The organism is Brucella sp. IR073 (assembly GCF_049065735.1).
Taxonomy (GTDB): domain Bacteria; phylum Pseudomonadota; class Alphaproteobacteria; order Rhizobiales; family Rhizobiaceae; genus Paramesorhizobium.
The window spans coordinates 379,094-395,495 of record NZ_JBAKHD010000002.1 but is presented as its reverse complement, the minus strand read 5'-3'; the positions used below and the strand labels follow the sequence as shown (position 1 = coordinate 395,495).

Here is a 16,402-nt window from a genome sequence, read left to right as displayed (position 1 = left end):
CAGGCTTTTCATGTCTATGCGGTCAGCCCCGGGGGGATTCAAGCATCCCGTTCTCGAAAGTCGGGCCGGAAAATAGAAAACCCCCTCGATGAAGTCGAGGGGGTTTTACGATTAGTTAACGGCGATGCTGGAATGCCACACAGGCATCCGCGGGCTACAGGATAAACCGCGACAGATCGGAATTCTTGGCAAGGTCGCCCACCGTCTCCCGCACATATTTGGCATCGACGGTGAAAGTCGTGCCTGATTTATCGGGGGCGGAGAAGGAGATTTCGTCGAGCACCCGCTCCATCACCGTCTGCAGCCGCCGCGCGCCGATATTTTCGACGCTGGAGTTCAGATCAACAGCAATATCGGCGAGCGCGTCGATGGCGTCGTCGGTGATGTCGAGCGTCACCTCCTCCGTCGCCATCAGCGCGATATATTGCTTGATTAGGCTCGCCTCGGTTTCGGTCAGGATGCGGCGGAAATCCTCTCGCGTCAGTGCATTGAGCTCAACCCGGATTGGCAGGCGGCCCTGCAGTTCCGGCAGAAGGTCCGATGGCTTCGACACGTGGAAAGCGCCGGACGCGATGAACAGGATGTGATCGGTCTTAACCGGCCCATATTTGGTCGCCACTGTCGTTCCCTCGACCAACGGAAGAAGGTCACGCTGCACGCCTTCGCGCGAGACACCCGCGCCGATGCCGCCATCCCGCGCGGCGATCTTGTCGATCTCGTCAAGAAAGACGATGCCGTCATCCTCCGTCGCCCTCAGCGCCTCCTGCACGATCTGCTCCTGGTCGAGCAGCTTGTCGGATTCGTCATTGATGAGCAGGTCATAGGATTCCTTCACCGTCGTCTTGCGCATCTTGGTGCGCCCGCCCATCGCCTTCCCCAGCATGTCGCTTAAGTTCAGCACGCCGATATTCGCGCCCGGCATGCCCGGAATTTCGAAGCTGGGCATGCCGCCGCCGGTGTCAGTAACTTCCACCTCGATTTCCTTGTCGTCCAGCAGCCCGTCGCGCAGCTTTTTGCGGAAGGAATCGCGCGTCGCCGGGCTCGCCGTCTTACCCACCAGTGCATCGAGCACCCGTTCTTCGGCGTTGAGATGCGCCCGCGCCTTCACCTCCTCGCGCTTCTTTTCGCGCACGAGGCCGATGGCGACTTCGACGAGATCGCGGATGATCTGCTCGACATCGCGGCCGACATAGCCGACTTCGGTGAATTTCGTGGCTTCCACCTTAATGAAGGGCGCGCCCGCCAGCCTGGCCAGACGGCGGGAGATTTCGGTCTTGCCCACGCCGGTCGGTCCGATCATCAGGATGTTCTTGGGCATCACCTCTTCGCGCATCTGCCCTTCGAGCTGCTGGCGCCGCCAGCGGTTGCGCAGTGCAATGGCCACGGCGCGCTTGGCGTCCTTCTGCCCGATGATGAAGCGGTCGAGTTCGGAAACGATCTCGCGGGGGGAAAATGTTGTCATTCTTCTAATTCCAGTTCACCGTTACGCGGCGTCGATGCTTTCAAGGATGATATTGCTGTTGGTATAGACGCAGATGTCAGCGGCGATCTGCATCGCCCGGCGTGCGATATCTTCGGCGCTCATATCCGTGTCGATGAGAGCACGGGCCGCGGCGAGCGCATAATTGCCGCCCGAGCCGATGGCCATCACCCCATGTTCAGGCTCCAGCACGTCGCCCGTGCCGGTCAGCGCCAGCGTCACCTGGGCATCCGCGACCAGCATCATCGCTTCCAGACGGCGCAGATAGCGGTCGGTGCGCCAGTCCTTGGCAAGCTCGACGGAAGCGCGCATCAGCTGGTCGGGATATTGCTCCAGCTTCGTTTCGAGCCTTTCCAGCAGCGTGAAGGCATCGGCGGTGGCGCCGGCAAAACCGGCGATCACATTGCCCTTGCCGATGCGGCGCACCTTGCGCGCATTGCCCTTCATCACCGTCTGGCCGAGCGAAACCTGCCCGTCGCCAGCGATCACCACCTTTCCGCCCTTGCGGATGGTGACGATGGTCGTGCCGTAAATGGTGTTGGGATTGTGTTCGATCATGGAAAACTCCGTTAAGCGGCCCCCTCGCCCCGTCAACGGCGGCAAATGCGGACCCCTGCAAGCATCGAAAACCGGATGCGTGCAGTCTATGTATGAACGCATGAACGAAATGCAAACCGGTCAGGGTTAACATTCGTCCAGCCGTCATACACGACTCCGGTCGTCGAGGATGACGGCATCTGGTGACGGCGACTAAAGCATTTGGCAAAGGACGCTCGCTGTTCTAGAAGCAGGCTAACTCACGACAGCGGGAATAAACCATGGCATCGAACAGCAACCGCACCGCATCGGTGGAACGCACGACGAAGGAAACCAGCATCGCCGTTTCGGTCGATCTGGATGGAACCGGCGCGTTCGATATTTCCACCGGCGTTGGCTTTTTCGACCATATGCTGGAGCAGCTTTCCCGCCATTCCCTGATCGATATGACGATCCGGGCCAAGGGTGATCTCCATATCGACGACCACCATACGGTGGAGGACACCGGCATCGCCATCGGTCAGGCCATTGCCAAAGCGCTGGGCGAGCGGCGCGGCATCAAGCGCTACGCCTCCATCGACCTTGCCATGGACGAAACGCTGACGCGCGCCGCGCTCGATGTGTCGGGCCGCCCTTTCCTCGTCTGGCAGGTCGACTTCTCTGCGCCGAAGATCGGCACGTTCGATACCGAGCTGGTGCGCGAATTCTTCCACGCGCTAGCGCAAAATGCCGGGATCACCCTGCATGTGACCAACCATTACGGCGCGAACAACCACCATATCGCCGAGACCTGCTTCAAGGCAGTGGCGCGTGCGCTGCGCACGGCAATTGAGGCCGATCCGCGCCAGAAGGACGCGATCCCCTCCACCAAGGGAAGTTTGAGAGGCTGAACGCATGGCAAGTTATGTCGTCATGAAGCCGCCGGCAGAGACGGGCAAAGGCGCGGCGGAGCGCACGGTTTTCGTCCGCGACGGCTTTTCGTTTCTGGCGCTGATTATGCCCGTCCTCTGGCTTCTCTTCTATCGCCTCTGGTTCGAGGCCGGCCTTGTTCTGGTCGCGGCGGTGGCGTTGGGGTTAGCCGGTGAATATTGGAGCGCACCCGGCACCACGACATTTCTGACCTTCCTTATCTCCATTCTCGTCGCGCTCGAAGGCAACAATTGGCGTCTTTCCGCGCTGCGCCGCAAGGGCTATGCCGACAAAGGCGTCATCGAGGCGGATGACAGGGAAGAAGCCGATATCCGCTATTTCACCGATGGTGCGGCGGCGCGGGCCACGCGGAAGAAGCGTGCCAGCCGATCCGCCACGCCCCAGCCGGATGCGAGGCTGGGCCTCGTCGGCTTTTACGGAGAAAATTGAGAATGCGTGTCGCCATCATCGATTACGGCTCGGGGAACTTGCGTTCCGCGACCAAGGCTTTCGAGCGTGCCGCGCGGGAAAACGGCATTGACGCGCAAATTGACCTGACCGGTGATGCCGAGCGGGTGCTCACCGCCGACCGCATCGTGCTGCCTGGCGTCGGCGCCTATGCCGATTGCCGCCGCGGGCTTGCCGCCGTGCCCGGCATGGCGGAAGCCGTTGAGGAAGTGGCCATCGAAAAAGGCAGCCCCTTCCTCGGCATCTGCGTCGGCATGCAGCTCATGTCCTCGCGCGGTTTGGAAAAGACCGTGACGGAAGGCTTCGGCTGGATCAAGGGTGACGTGCGCGAAATGACGCCGTCGGACCCCGCCTTAAAGATCCCCCAGATCGGCTGGAACACGATTCACGTGAAACATTCTCACCCGCTCTTCGATGGAATAAAGACCGGCGCGGATGGGCTTCACGCCTATTTCGTCCACTCCTATGCGCTCGACGCGGAAAACCCTGATGATGTACTGGCTACCGCCGATTATGGCGGCCCGATCACGGCCGCCGTCGCGCGCGACAATCTGGCAGGCATGCAGTTCCATCCCGAAAAGAGCCAGGCGCTCGGCCTCGCCCTCATCGCCAATTTCCTGAAGTGGAAACCATGATCCTCTTTCCCGCCATCGATTTGAAGAACGGTCAGTGCGTTCGCCTGAAGCTGGGCGATATGGATAGCGCCACCGTCTATAATGCCGACCCCGCCGCCCAGGCGAAGGCCTTCGAGGAACAGGGCTTCGAATGGCTGCATGTGGTCGATCTCAACGGCGCTTTTGCGGGCGAAAGCGTCAACGGCGCGGCTGTTGAGGCGATCCTGAAGGCGACGAAGAACCCGGTGCAGCTTGGCGGCGGTATCCGCACGCTTGAGCATATCGAGAATTGGCTCGCCAAGGGGCTGGCGCGGGTGATTCTGGGCACGGTCGCCGTGCGCGATCCGGCGCTGGTCGTCGAGGCCTGCAAGAAATTTCCTGGAAAAGTCGCTGTCGGCATCGATGCGAAGGGCGGCAAGGTCGCGGTCGAAGGCTGGGCGGAAGCCTCCGAACTGGGCGTCATCGAACTGGCGAAAAAATTCGAGGGTGCGGGTGTCGCGGCAATCATCTACACCGACATCGACCGCGACGGGGTTCTGGCCGGTATCAATTGGGAATCGACCCTGGCGCTGGCAGATAGCATTTCCATTCCCGTCATCGCCTCGGGCGGACTTGCCTCCATCGCGGACATCAAGCGGATGACCATGCCTGATGCAAGGAAGCTCGAAGGTGCGATTTCAGGCCGCGCGCTTTATGACGGGCGGATCGATCCAGAAGAAGCGCTGGCAGTTCTGAGGACAGCCGCATGACTTTGAAGGCCCGTGTTATCCCCTGTCTCGACGTTAAAGATGGCCGCGTCGTCAAGGGCGTCAACTTCGTCGATCTGATCGATGCCGGCGATCCCGTCGAGGCGGCCAAGGCCTATGACGCCGCCGGTGCGGACGAGCTCTGCTTCCTCGACATCACCGCTTCCTCGGAAAATCGCGAGACGATCTTCGACGTAGTGGCGCGCACGGCGGAGCAATGCTTCATGCCGCTGACAGTGGGCGGCGGGGTGCGCACCGTCGCTGATATCCGCAAGCTTCTACTCGCGGGGGCCGACAAGGTGTCCATCAACACGGCGGCGGTGAAAAATCCGGATTTTGTCGCCGAAGCAGCCGACAAGTTCGGCAACCAGTGCATCGTCGTTGCCATAGACGCCAAGAAAGTGTCCGGCCCCGATGAGGCGGACCGCTGGGAAATCTTCACCCATGGCGGTCGCGAGGCCACAGGCCTCGACGCCATCGATTTTGCCCGGCGCATGGTCGATCTCGGGGCGGGCGAAATCCTGCTCACCTCCATGGACCGCGACGGCACCATGGTCGGCTACGATATCGCGCTGACCCGTGCCGTGGCCGATAGCGTGCGCGCGCCGGTTATCGCCTCCGGCGGTGTCGGCAGTCTCGACCATCTGGTTGCGGGCATCCGTGACGGCCACGCCACGGCCGTTCTCGCCGCTTCGATTTTTCACTTCGGCACCTATACGATATCGGAAGCAAAGCGCTATATGGCGGAAGCCGGGATCGCGATGCGGCTCGATCCGGCCCAGTAATTCGGGCGGGGAGGACAAATGACGGATTTTACTCTCAAGGACCTGGAGCGCATCGTGGCCGAGCGCGCCGCTGTTACAGACGGTTCGTCCTATACGGCGAGCCTCGTCGCCAAGGGCGTCGGCAAAGCCGCCCAGAAGCTGGGCGAGGAAGCGGTCGAGACGGTGATTTCAGCCGTCTCCGGCGACAGGCAGGGCGTTATCAGCGAAAGCGCCGACCTGCTTTATCACCTTCTGGTCGTTTGGAAGATAAGTGGCGTCGACCTTGCCTCGGTTCTTGCGGAACTCGAGCGGCGCACCGCGCAATCCGGCCTTGCGGAAAAGGCCGGACGCAAGAATACTTGAACAAGGTTCGCGCCATGTGGGAAGCCACGGATCAGCTCATTCCGAGCAAATACTCGCCCTATCGCCTGTTTACGGCAGAGGAATGGGCGGGATTTCGCGCCGACACGCCGCTGACGCTCACCGCCGAGGAAGTCCAGCGGCTGCGCTCGCTGGGCGATCCGATCAATCTGGAAGAGGTGCGGCGCATCTATCTCTCGCTGTCGCGCCTCCTCTCCGCCCATGTCGAGGCGAGCCAGCTTCTCTTCCGCCAGCGCCAGCAATTCCTGAAGATGGACGATGCGGTGAAAACGCCTTTCATCATCGGCATCGCCGGTTCGGTGGCGGTGGGCAAATCCACCACGGCGCGCGTGCTGAAGGAGCTTCTCGCCCGCTGGCCGTCGAGCCCCAAGGTCGATCTGGTAACGACAGACGGCTTCCTCTATCCGAACGCCACCTTGCGCGCGCAGAGCCTGATGGAGCGCAAGGGCTTTCCGGAGAGCTACGATGTCGGCGCGGTGCTGCGGTTTCTGTCTTCGATCAAGGCCGGGATGAGGCATGTCCGCGCCCCCGTCTATTCGCACCTCACCTATGATGTGGTGCCGGGCGAATATGTCACCATCGACCGCCCGGATATTCTGATTTTCGAAGGCATTAATGTCCTGCAGGTCCGCGACCTGCCCGAGGACGGCAAGATGGTGCCCTTCGTCTCGGATTTCTTCGATTTCTCGATTTATATCGATGCGGAAACGGTGGAGATCCGCAAATGGTATATCGACCGCTTCATGCGCCTGCGCGAAACCGCCTTCCGCGACCCGCAATCCTTCTTCCATCGCTATTCGCAGCTTTCCGACGACGCGGCGCTCATCATCGCCGAGGGCTTGTGGACCAATATCAATCTGAAGAATCTTAAGGACAATATCCTCCCGACACGGCCCCGCGCCGACCTGATCTTACGCAAAGGCGCCAATCACTTTGTCGAGGAAGTAGCGCTGCGAAAGATTTGAGCGTACCCCTGAAACGCAAAAAGCCCGGCCGAAGCCGGGCTTTTTGTTGAAAACGATAAACTCAAGCACAAGCAGCGGCGGATACTTTGATCCAGTCGGACAGGCGGCTCTTCGGAGCAGCGCCCACCATGTTGGCGGCAAGCTCGCCATCCTTGAAAAGAAGAAGTGTCGGAATCGACCGTACCCCGAACTGGGCGGCGAGTTCCGGGTTCTCGTCGATATTCACCTTGGCGATCGTGACCTGACCGGCCATTTCAGATGCGATTTCCTCCAGCGCGGGCGCGATCATCTTGCATGGGCCGCACCATTCCGCCCAAAAGTCCACCACGACGGGCCCATCCGATTGGAGCACGTGGGAGTGAAAAGTGCTGGCGTCGATCTTTACGGTTGCCATCTGGCGTTCCCTTTCGATTAACAGGTAACGCATCATGTGGTGTGTTCCACGATGCGCTTCAAGCATCTGTTTCTCACGAGTGAGGAAGGCTTTCAAGAGCCGCAATAGCCTCGTCCATGGCCTCGCTCGGAATCGTGATCAAGCGCGGCGCTTCGGTAAAAAGCAATGCCGCTTCCACGGCAAGTCCCGGATAAAGCGGCCTGAGCAGCGCACGATAAAGCGCAAGCTGGGCGATATATTGGCGGGGAACCTCAGTGAGGTCCGTGGGCGGCGGGCGATTCGTCTTGTAATCCGTGATGAGAATGCGGGTCTTTTCCACAGCAAGGCGGTCGATCTTGCCGGAGACTGCGTGTTCCCTGCTGCCGAGCTTCAACATCCCCATGATTTCCACTTCCGCCCGCGAGTTTTCGGCAAAAACAGGAGCAAAATCAGTATCTTCCAGCACGGAAAAGACAGAATCGAGCGCCTTTTCCCGCTCGATTTCAGGCCAATCATTGGCCGCGTGGCTGAGATACCGCTGTGCCGCTATCAGCCGCTCTTCCGCCGGCATATCGGGCAGGTGTTGCAGCAGCGCGTGGATGACCGTGCCGCGCCGAATCGCAAAGCTCGGGGCGGCATCGTCCGTGGCCAGCACGGGCGAGTCTGGCATGGCCGCCTGCGCATCATCAGGTTCGATCAAAACCGATGCGCCTGATGGAGACAGCGGGCGCGGCAGGCCGGCCTCGCGCTTCATCGGGCGGCGGTAGCTTTCCGGCAGCGGCTCGGGCGCTGGCGCGGCTGATTCTTCCTTTTCCGCAAGGGCGATCTCGCCGGTTATCGTCTTGCGGTAGCGCCGCGCAACGACCCCTTCCACCGGATGCTCGACCGGTTCGCATCGCTCGGCCAGCGCATCGGAAACCAGCTTCCCCCATGTCTCGCCGCCCTCGCGTGCGCCTTTATAGCCGCAGATGATCAGCCGGTCCTCCGCCCGCGTCATGCCGACATAGAGCAGGCGGCGGTATTCCTCCTCGGCGCGGCGCTTCAATTCCTCGATTCGCACGGCCGTGAAGGCGGTTTCATAAGAACCATTCGGCTGCCAGATGAACCCTTTCCCCTCCCAACCGTCAGGTTCCTTCATATCGAAGGGAATGAGTTTCGGGGCGCGATTCGCCGTCCAGGCCGCGCTGCCGGGATCGACCAGAAACACCACCGGCGCTTCCAGCCCCTTGGCGGCGTGAACCGTCATGATGCGCACTTCGTCGCGGTTCTGATCGAGCTCGCGCTTGATCTCGGGTGCCGCCGCTTCCAGCGTTTCGAGGAATGCCTGAAGCCCCGGCAGACCGGTTTTCTCCGCGGCAAGCGCATAATTCTGGAATTCGTCGATGACGTCGCCCGCCTCTGGCCCCAGCCGGGCGAGCAGCTTGCGCCGCGCGCCCCCTGCCCCGAGAATCCGGGCGTAGAACTCGAACACCGGCATGGTGTCGGCGCTCGCACGCCAGCCCCGCAAGGTCTCGTGAACAGCGGCGAGAGCGGGATCGTGCTCAGCCTCTTGCGCTATACGTTCGAATAATGTCTGCCCTGCCTCGCGGGGATGGGCGAGCCCGAAAAGCTGCATGTCGTCGAGCGCGAAGAGCGGGCTTTTGAGGAGCGCCGCCAGCGACAGATCGTCCGCGGGTTGCAGCACGAAACGGCCGAGCGCCATCAGATCCTTGACGGCGATATGGTCGGTCAGGTTCAGCCGGTCGGCGCCCGCCACCGGCACGCCCAGCGTCTTCAGCGCCCGCGACAGGGCCGGCATGAACTGGTCGCGCTTCCTGACCAGCACCATGATATCCCGCGCTTCGAGCTTGCGTTCCTGGCCCGGAATGATCTCACCATGATCGAGCCAATGGCGGATCGTGGCGGCGATCTGTTCGGCGAGCCGGACGGCGGGTGCAGCGAGATGATCGACGGGGATGCGCCAATCCTCCGGCTCCTCCACCGCTTGCGGGCTCAGCGGGTCCCATATCTCCACCTCGCCCGGCGCTTCCCGGCGAATCGCCTCGTGCTGCGTCGGCCCCGGCTCCAGGCCAAGCCCGCGATAAGCTTCCGGGCGCGCGAAGACAAGATCGACGGCGGAAAGCACGTCCGGTGTGGATCGGAAGGAGAAATTGAGCCGGACGTCGCCGAAGGTCAGATCCGCGCTTTCCGCCTTCTGTCTGACCATCTTGCCCGAGGCGGCGAAATCCTGCGGCACGGCGCCTTGAAAGGAATAGATCGACTGCTTCTCGTCCCCCACGGCAAAGAGCGTGCGGCGGATATCGCGCTGGCCCTGGCCGGAGAAGAACTCTGCCGAGAGCATATGGATGACCTGCCATTGCTCCGGGCTCGTATCCTGCGCCTCGTCCACCAGAATATGATCGATGCCCCGGTCGAGCTTGTATTGCACCCAATGCCCCGCCCCTTCGCGGGCGAGCAGCGAGACGGTGCGGTTGATAAGGTCGTCGAAATCAAGAAGCCCGCGACTGCGCTTCATCGCCTGATAGCGCGCCAGCAGATCATCGATGAGGATGAAGGCGGAGAGGTTGAGCCGGATCAGCCGCAATTGCTTGAGCCGGTCGAGCGCCTGATAAACGCGCGCAGCGGCCCGGTCGAACACCTCTTCAAAGTCCGGCACAACAGCCAGAACCGGCTTTGAGCAAACATAGCTGCCGCTTTTCGGCTCGCCCGTCGATTTTAGGAAGGCGAGGCGGAGGATTTCCTCCTTGTCCGCGATGGTTCGCGCTTTGGGCATCTCGCGCAGCTGCAGCGCAAAATCCTGCGCGCGTGCCGCGCCCTTAGGAATCGCGAGAAGCCGCTCGAGCACGGAATCGGAAAATTCCGGCAGCGGCCAGACCTCTGCCAGAATATCCTCCTCCCGTTCGTCGCCGGTAAAGCCGAAGATGGAATAGAGCAGCGATTTGCGGTTCTCGTCGCCGCCGACTTCGCGGATGAAGCGCTGGAGCGCATGGCGGCGATTGACGGCTTCATCGAGCAGTGCTTGCAGGCCCATTTCGCCCGCGACGCTCAGCACGTCATCGAAGGCCTTGGCGAGCCCCCTCCCCCCGTCATTCTCGGGCTTGTCCCGAGAATCTACGACGGGAAGATTATCGGGACGGTCATTGCCTGCCTTTTCCGTCGCAGATTCTCGAGACAAGCCCGAGAATGACGGCTGGATCGTACCGGCCGTGCGAGCCTTTTCCAGCAATTGCCTTCTTGCCTCGCCCACCAGCGCGACCTGCATCAGATCGTCCATCAGCTCGAAGTGGCCGGCAATATTGGCTTCCAGCGGAAACTGATGCAGGATCGCCTCGCAGAAGGCGTGGATGGTCTGGATTTTCAGGCCGCCAGGCGTTTCCAGCGCGCGGGCAAAGAGCCGCCGCGCCGCTCTGAGGCGAGATGCGCCGGACCGCTCGCCCTCCAGCGCTTCGAGCTTCTCGGCAAGCGCTTCGTCGGGCAGCATCGCCCATTCGGAAAGGCGGGCGAAGACGCGGTTCTGCATGACAGCCGCAGCCGCCTTGGTATAGGTCAGGCAGAGGATGCGCGAGGGGTCGGTGCCTTCAAGGAGCAGCCGGATGACGCGCTCGGTCAGGACATGGGTCTTGCCCGAGCCGGCATTGGCCGAAACCCACACGGAATCCTTCGGATTGGCGGCACGGGCCTGCGCGGCGATGGTTTCCGGCGGGATAAAAAGCTTCTTCTTCATTCGCCGCCCTCCCCGCTGCCGTTTGCCGCGCCCGCCGACCATTCGAGCACCCGAGCAAGATGGTCGTAATCGCCGGTCAAATCGGTCTCGCGGAAGGGCAGCGCGCGGGAAAGGTAGCCCTTGTCAGGCTTGGCATATTCATCCAGCAATTGTCCGAGCCGCTGCCAAGCTTCTTCGCCGATTTCGGGCGCGGATTTAAAGCTCTTGGTCTTGCCCGAGAGCGCGAGGATCGATTCGGGCTCCACCGCGCCATTGCCGCGCAGGCGGACATAGAAGAGGTTCGATGCCGGGACGGGACCGGCCTCGCCGAAAGCGCCACGGGCGAGAAGCGCCGCTTCCAGCGCCAATTGCGGCGAGAGCAGCACATGCGCCTGCCGCCGCGACGGGGTAGAGCCCGTCTTGTAATCAATGATCTCAGCCGTGCCGTCGCGCAGCAGGTCGATGCGGTCGGCGCGGCCGGAAAGCGTGATGCCGCGACCGTCTATTTCCAGCGCGCGGGCGGCGATTTCGGCATGACGCGCGGCGACATCACGGGCGCGCTCCCGCTCCCATTTGAGGAATTCCGGGGCAAGCGCCGCAAAGCGCGGCCACCATACCGCTTCGATCTCGACAGGCAGGGCGGCGGCGTCGAAGAATTGGCGTCCCAGATCGAGAAGCGCCGCCAGCGCCCCTTCCCCCCGCGGATCGATGCCGCTTTGGGTAAACGCGCCGAGGATATCATGGAACAGCGTGCCCCGTTCCGCCGCTGCCGGATCGCGAATCAGCGGCTCCAGCGGGCGAAGGCGCAAAATCTTCTTGGCGAAGATGGCGTAAGGATCGCGCCGCAGCGTTTCAATTTCCGTGACCGTGAAGTGCTTCGGTCTTACTTCCACCGGCGGCTTGGGCTCGGGGCGCTTGACGAAGGGCACGTCGGGCGCGGTATCGACCTCGCGCGCCCATTGCAGATATTTGGCCCCTCTCGCCCGCAGTGCCGCCGTCTCGTCCGGCCCCAGCACAGTCGCCAGCCGCTGCAGCCAGCGCGATGGCACGGTGGGGGCGTTGGCGGAACGCTGCGAGCGGGAGAGAATCACCCTGTCCATGCCCATCGCCATCTGGAAATCATGCGCGGCGAGGCCCGTGCGGCGCTCCGGCGGCTCCAGCGCCAGCGCCGCCTTCATCGGGCGCGACATGAAGGGATCGTTGCGGGTCTTGCCCGGCCACGCGCCTTCGTTGAGCCCGCCCAGCACGATCGTATCCACGGTTTGGAGCCGGGCTTCGAGCGCGCCCCAGATGAAAAGGCGCGGATGACCGCCTGGGCGCGGCTTCACCGTTTCGCCTGATATCAGCGCATCGGCAATGGCCGGCCATTCCCTGGGCTGGAAATCGAGGCCCGAATCCGCCGCCACGAGATTGCGCAGGAAGGAGGCGAATTTTTCGCCCGCCTCGCCGTCATAGAGATGAGCGACACTGCCTTTCTCATCGCGCGCCAGATTTTCCAGCGCCTCGACGCTCAGGCGAATCACCGTCGCCATGTCGACCGGCTCTTCCCTCTCGATCAGCGGAAGGAGGGGCGCCACTGCCTCCGACAGCGCGACGCAGAGGGCACGTGCCTCGTCCAGCATGGCCGGGCTTACGGTCTCGTGCCAGGCGGGGCGGTAATGAAGCGCCGCGCTTTCCGCGACCTTCTTGTCGAAGAAGGCGGGGAGATCGGCAATCGACGCCCTGCCCGTCCCGCCCCGGAAGGCCACAAGCTCAAGCGTTTCAGCGGCGCGGCGAATATGCGCCCGTTCGCCGCCCGCATTGACGAGCGGGTGCTTCGCCAGCGCCAGAAGCGCCACGGGATCGCCGGGGTTGAAGACCGTTTCCAGAAGCAGCCGGAACAGCATGGCCGCCTGGCTGTCGCGCAAGGGCCGGCCGCCCGAATCATCCGCCTCGATGCCGAAGCGGGCAAGCTCGACCGAGACGCGGCGGGCAAGATCGCGATCCGCCGTAATCAGCGCCGCCGTATGGTCAGGATTTTCGATGGCGTGGCGCAGGGCGAGCGCGACCGCCAGCGCCTCCTCCCGCTCATTCGCCGCCTCGATCAGCGCCACGTCGCGCATGGCGCTGGCGCTTGCTGCCGGATCGAGCACCAGCCCGCCCCAGGCATCCGTCGTCTCGGCAGGACGCAGCGCCTCGCTGACAATGCGCTCGCGCATTCGCTTGTCCGTGGGCAGTTCGCCGAGATGGATGACATCGCCCCGCAAGCCGCCGACATGGCGGATGAGCTTGGCAAGCCCGAATTGCGGATGGCCGAAGATAGATGGGCTCGTTTCCTTCTCGCCCAAAATCTCCCACGCGCCCGGATCGAGATCGCGGTCCAGGCCGGGCAGCACCACTGCGCCATTGGGGAGGTTGGCGATGACAGAGATGAGTTCCGCTGTCGCCGGGATAGAGCCGGTGGAACCCGCGGCGATGACCGGCCCGGCGGGCGGGTGGAGGCGCAGTCGTTCCGCTTCCAGTTCGATCAGCCGGTTGCGGTGGGCGGCGGGGTTGGAACGCTGGCGCTCGGCGAGGATATCGGGCCAAAGGCGGGTGACGATATCAAGGAAGCCCAGCGTTACCCGCCACCAGTCGGCAAGCTCGTCCGGGGCGATGCGGTTAAGCTCGGTCCAGCTCGCGCCTTCCGTCTCGACCTGATCCATGAGGTCGGCGAGGCCACGGGCAAGCCAGATGGCGTCGGCGGTGGTGGCGGGAACCGCCACATCCTCATTGCCGAAAAGCGCACGAACGTGAGCCGGCAAACTTTCGCGCCACGGACGCACCAGCCGCGCCAGCAATAGAAGCCGTTCCGCCCCACCGATGGCGGGCAGAAGGTCCAGAAACCCGCGCGAACCGGCCTCGAAAATCGCCGCATCCTCATCCACATCGCCCAGCGGGCGGATGGTGGGAAGAATGGCCGATTTGGCTGGATTCCTCTCCACCAGCAGGGAGCGGAGCGCGCGGGCGGCGCGGCGGGTCGGCACATAGATGGTAGCAGAGGCGAGCGCCAGCGGATCGTCCGGCTTTGCCGGAAAGCCGGGGATGAGCGTGCCGTCAAGCAGCGCGCGAACCAGGGTGGGGAGGAAGGGCGTCCCCGGCGCGATGGAGAAAAGGCGGGGCGGCCGCTTCACCGCCCGATCCTTGCAAGGGCGGCTTCGGCCGCGCCGATGGCCTCGGGCGTGCCGACCGTGAGCCAGTGACCGCCCATCTTCATCCCGTAAAGCCGGTCGTCCTCGATGGCGCGGTCGAAATAGCGGTTGAGTGACACAGCTCCGCTCGCCGCTCCCGCGAAGATGCGCGGATGCACGATGGCGACGCCTGCATAGATGAGGGGCGAGCCGGCATCGCCATAGCGGCTGAGCCGCCCTTCCCCATCCATAGTGAAATCGCCGCGCCCGGTATGGCCGGTGGCTTGATCCGGCGAGGCGACCATCAGAAGAATATCCATGCGGCGCTCGTCCCAATGCTCGCTCAGGCGATGGAGATTGGGCGTATCGCCATCGGTCCAGAACGTATCGGCGTTGAGGACGAAGAAGGACTCCTTCCCCAGATGCGGCAGGGCCTTGATGATGCCGCCGCCCGAATCGAGCAAGCCGTCACGCTCGTCGGAAATGACGATGCGCGGATTCGTCCGGCTTTTCAGATGTGCCTCCATCTGATCGGCGAGGTAATGCACATTGACCACCGCCGTGGGCACGCCCGCTTGCGCCAGCGCATCCAGCCCCCAATCGATCAGCGGCTTGCCGGCCACGGCGACGAGCGGCTTTGGAATGGTGTCCGTGATCGGGCGCATGCGCTTGCCCAATCCCGCCGCCAGAACCATCGCCATTTGCGGAATGGTCATCTCCACCGCCCTGTTCTCAATTGGCTCAATCAGAACCCGATTCGGGCTCTCGCAGCAATTCCTGGCTTTCATACCACAAACGCACCGGCTCAAGCACCGGATGGGCGAGCGCGCGCGTGAGATAAGCGCGAATACGCGGCAGATGTTTGAGATAGAAGGGCTTGCCGTCGCGCTTATTGAGCCGGACGAATATGCCGAGGATCTTGGAATTGCGCTGCGCGGCCATGATCGCATAGGCTGCGCGGAAATTCGTCTCGTCGAACGCACCGCCCATCTTCAGCCTTTCGTCGCAATAGGCGGCGAAGAGACGGGCTTCCAGTTCCGGCTCGATCGTCACGCGCGCATCCTGCGCCAGCGACGCCAGATCATAGGCGGCGGGGCCGATCATCGCATCCTGGAAATCGATGAGCCCGATACGGCCAAAGCCTTCCGCCTCCGTCCGCCAGAGTATGTTGGGCGAATGGAAGTCGCGCAACACCAAGCTTTTCTCAGCACCATCAAGATGCTGGAAAACCGCGTCCCACGCCGCCTCGAAGGAGGCACGGCTGGCCTCATCGAGCGCTTGACCCCTCACCCACGGCGCATACCAACTGCTCATGAGCTCGACCTCAATCATCATCGCGTCGCGGTCAAAATCGGGAATGGTATGGATGACGTCGCCGCTCACTCGCGTCTGGCGCGGCCAATCCATCCCGTGGATATGGGCGAGAAGACGCGCGCAGGCCTCGTAGCGCTCCGGGATCGGCTTGCCTTCGCTATCAAGCACCCCCTCCTCGCCCAGATGCTCCAGCAAGAGAAGGCCGTTATCGAGGTCCTCCGCGAGCATATCGGGCGTCCGGAAGCCTTTCGCCTTGATTAGCCGGTTCATGCCGGCGAAGGCGAAGATGTTCTCGGCCAGATGCGCGATCTGGCGGTAGGATTTGCCATGTCTGACCGGTGGGTCATAGGGCATGGGCGGCGCGTTCATGAGGATTTCGGCGTTTCCATCCGCCCGGCGGATGGTTTCATAACCGCGTGGGCTCGCATCACCAAGGAGATAGCGGCGGGTTGCCCCTCCCCGCCCGCTCTCCTCGAGGAAGCGGCGGATATGGAGCGAGCGCTCCAGACGCTTCAGCGGCGCGCCATCGGCCTCGATGACCGCCTTGCGCCCCTCGCCGTCATGAAGCAGCGTCACGGCAAAAGCAGGTTTCGGAAGATAGCCCTCCCCCCGCTCCGGCCATTCGGTCAGCACGACGCCATCCTGCAACGCTTCCTCAAGGCCGAGCTCATCCAGCTCCGCGCCCGATGACAGGCGATAGAGGTCGGCGTGAGCGATGGGCAGGCGCGACTCCGGATAGGATTGGACCAGCGTGAAGGTCGGGCTGGGCACATCGAGCGCGAGATCATTAGCCAGCGTACGAATGATCGCGCGAGCCAAAGTGGACTTTCCGGCGCCCAGATCACCCGAAAGCGTGACGAGATCACCCTTCGCCAGCGCCAGGGCGAAGTCCTCACCGAACCGGATTGCCTCAGCTTCATTAGCCAGCGAAATTTTTAGAATGGTCATGGTTTTTCATTCTAGGATTGAAACGCTGGCGGAGCGACTCCATCAACGGGC

General features: G+C 62.7%; 14 protein-coding genes. 7 read left to right on the top strand and 7 right to left on the bottom strand.

The window, feature by feature from the left end:
* Nucleotides 1–154: 154 nt before the first annotated feature.
* Nucleotides 155–1,462 carry an ATP-dependent protease ATPase subunit HslU gene (gene hslU / locus ACOWVG_RS05655; protein WP_420960529.1) on the bottom strand — a complete coding sequence of 436 codons (1,308 nt, stop codon included), beginning with the start codon at nucleotides 1,460–1,462 and terminating at the stop codon, nucleotides 155–157.
* Nucleotides 1,463–1,483: 21 nt separating this feature from the next.
* Nucleotides 1,484–2,038, bottom strand: a complete 555-nt coding sequence (gene hslV / locus ACOWVG_RS05650; protein WP_420960528.1) for an ATP-dependent protease subunit HslV — start codon at nucleotides 2,036–2,038, stop codon at nucleotides 1,484–1,486.
* 260 nt (nucleotides 2,039–2,298) lie between these two features.
* Between hslV and hisB the strand changes: the two genes are divergently transcribed.
* From hisB to coaA, 7 genes are read left to right on the top strand one after another with little or no spacing between them, the layout of a single operon-like run.
* Complete coding sequence (gene hisB, locus ACOWVG_RS05645) at nucleotides 2,299–2,907, top strand: imidazoleglycerol-phosphate dehydratase HisB (protein WP_420960527.1); 609 nt, start codon at nucleotides 2,299–2,301, stop codon at nucleotides 2,905–2,907.
* A gap of 4 nt (nucleotides 2,908–2,911) precedes the next feature.
* Nucleotides 2,912–3,376 (top strand): DUF2628 domain-containing protein, encoded by a 465-nt coding sequence (locus ACOWVG_RS05640; RefSeq protein WP_420960526.1) that lies wholly within the window; start codon nucleotides 2,912–2,914, stop codon nucleotides 3,374–3,376.
* A 2-nt stretch (nucleotides 3,377–3,378) separates the two neighbouring features.
* A complete protein-coding gene (gene hisH / locus ACOWVG_RS05635) occupies nucleotides 3,379–4,029 on the top strand; it encodes an imidazole glycerol phosphate synthase subunit HisH (protein ID WP_420960525.1) in 651 nt (216 codons plus the stop codon).
* Nucleotides 4,026–4,757 carry a 1-(5-phosphoribosyl)-5-[(5-phosphoribosylamino)methylideneamino]imidazole-4-carboxamide isomerase gene (gene hisA, locus ACOWVG_RS05630; RefSeq protein ID WP_420960524.1) on the top strand — a complete coding sequence of 244 codons (732 nt, stop codon included), beginning with the start codon at nucleotides 4,026–4,028 and terminating at the stop codon, nucleotides 4,755–4,757. Before hisH ends, hisA begins: the two co-directional genes overlap by 4 nt.
* A complete protein-coding gene (hisF, locus tag ACOWVG_RS05625; RefSeq protein ID WP_420960523.1) occupies nucleotides 4,754–5,539 on the top strand; it encodes an imidazole glycerol phosphate synthase subunit HisF in 786 nt (261 codons plus the stop codon). Before hisA ends, hisF begins: the two co-directional genes overlap by 4 nt.
* 18 nt (nucleotides 5,540–5,557) lie before the next feature.
* The gene (locus ACOWVG_RS05620) at nucleotides 5,558–5,881 is read left to right on the top strand and encodes a phosphoribosyl-ATP diphosphatase (RefSeq protein WP_420960522.1); all 324 of its coding nucleotides are present in this window, start codon (nucleotides 5,558–5,560) and stop codon (nucleotides 5,879–5,881) included.
* Nucleotides 5,882–5,895: 14 nt separating this feature from the next.
* Nucleotides 5,896–6,864, top strand: a complete 969-nt coding sequence (gene coaA / locus ACOWVG_RS05615; RefSeq protein ID WP_420960521.1) for a type I pantothenate kinase — start codon at nucleotides 5,896–5,898, stop codon at nucleotides 6,862–6,864.
* A 61-nt stretch (nucleotides 6,865–6,925) separates the two neighbouring features.
* Here the strand turns inward: coaA and trxA are convergent, their stop codons facing one another.
* From trxA to tsaE, 5 genes are all read right to left on the bottom strand, one after another.
* The gene (gene trxA, locus ACOWVG_RS05610; protein ID WP_420960520.1) at nucleotides 6,926–7,258 is read right to left on the bottom strand and encodes a thioredoxin; all 333 of its coding nucleotides are present in this window, start codon (nucleotides 7,256–7,258) and stop codon (nucleotides 6,926–6,928) included.
* A 73-nt stretch (nucleotides 7,259–7,331) separates the two neighbouring features.
* A complete protein-coding gene (gene addA / locus ACOWVG_RS05605) occupies nucleotides 7,332–10,961 on the bottom strand; it encodes a double-strand break repair helicase AddA (RefSeq protein ID WP_420960519.1) in 3,630 nt (1,209 codons plus the stop codon).
* Complete coding sequence (addB, locus tag ACOWVG_RS05600; protein ID WP_420960518.1) at nucleotides 10,958–14,092, bottom strand: double-strand break repair protein AddB; 3,135 nt, start codon at nucleotides 14,090–14,092, stop codon at nucleotides 10,958–10,960. The genes addA and addB overlap by 4 nt, the downstream gene beginning before the upstream one ends.
* Entirely contained in the window at nucleotides 14,089–14,805 is a 717-nt protein-coding gene (locus ACOWVG_RS05595) for a nucleotidyltransferase family protein (RefSeq protein ID WP_420960517.1), read from the bottom strand. The genes addB and ACOWVG_RS05595 overlap by 4 nt, the downstream gene beginning before the upstream one ends.
* Nucleotides 14,806–14,830: 25 nt before the next feature.
* Nucleotides 14,831–16,351, bottom strand: coding sequence for a tRNA (adenosine(37)-N6)-threonylcarbamoyltransferase complex ATPase subunit type 1 TsaE (tsaE, locus tag ACOWVG_RS05590; RefSeq protein ID WP_420960516.1), 1,521 nt, complete (start codon nucleotides 16,349–16,351; stop codon nucleotides 14,831–14,833).
* Nucleotides 16,352–16,402: the final 51 nt, after the last annotated feature.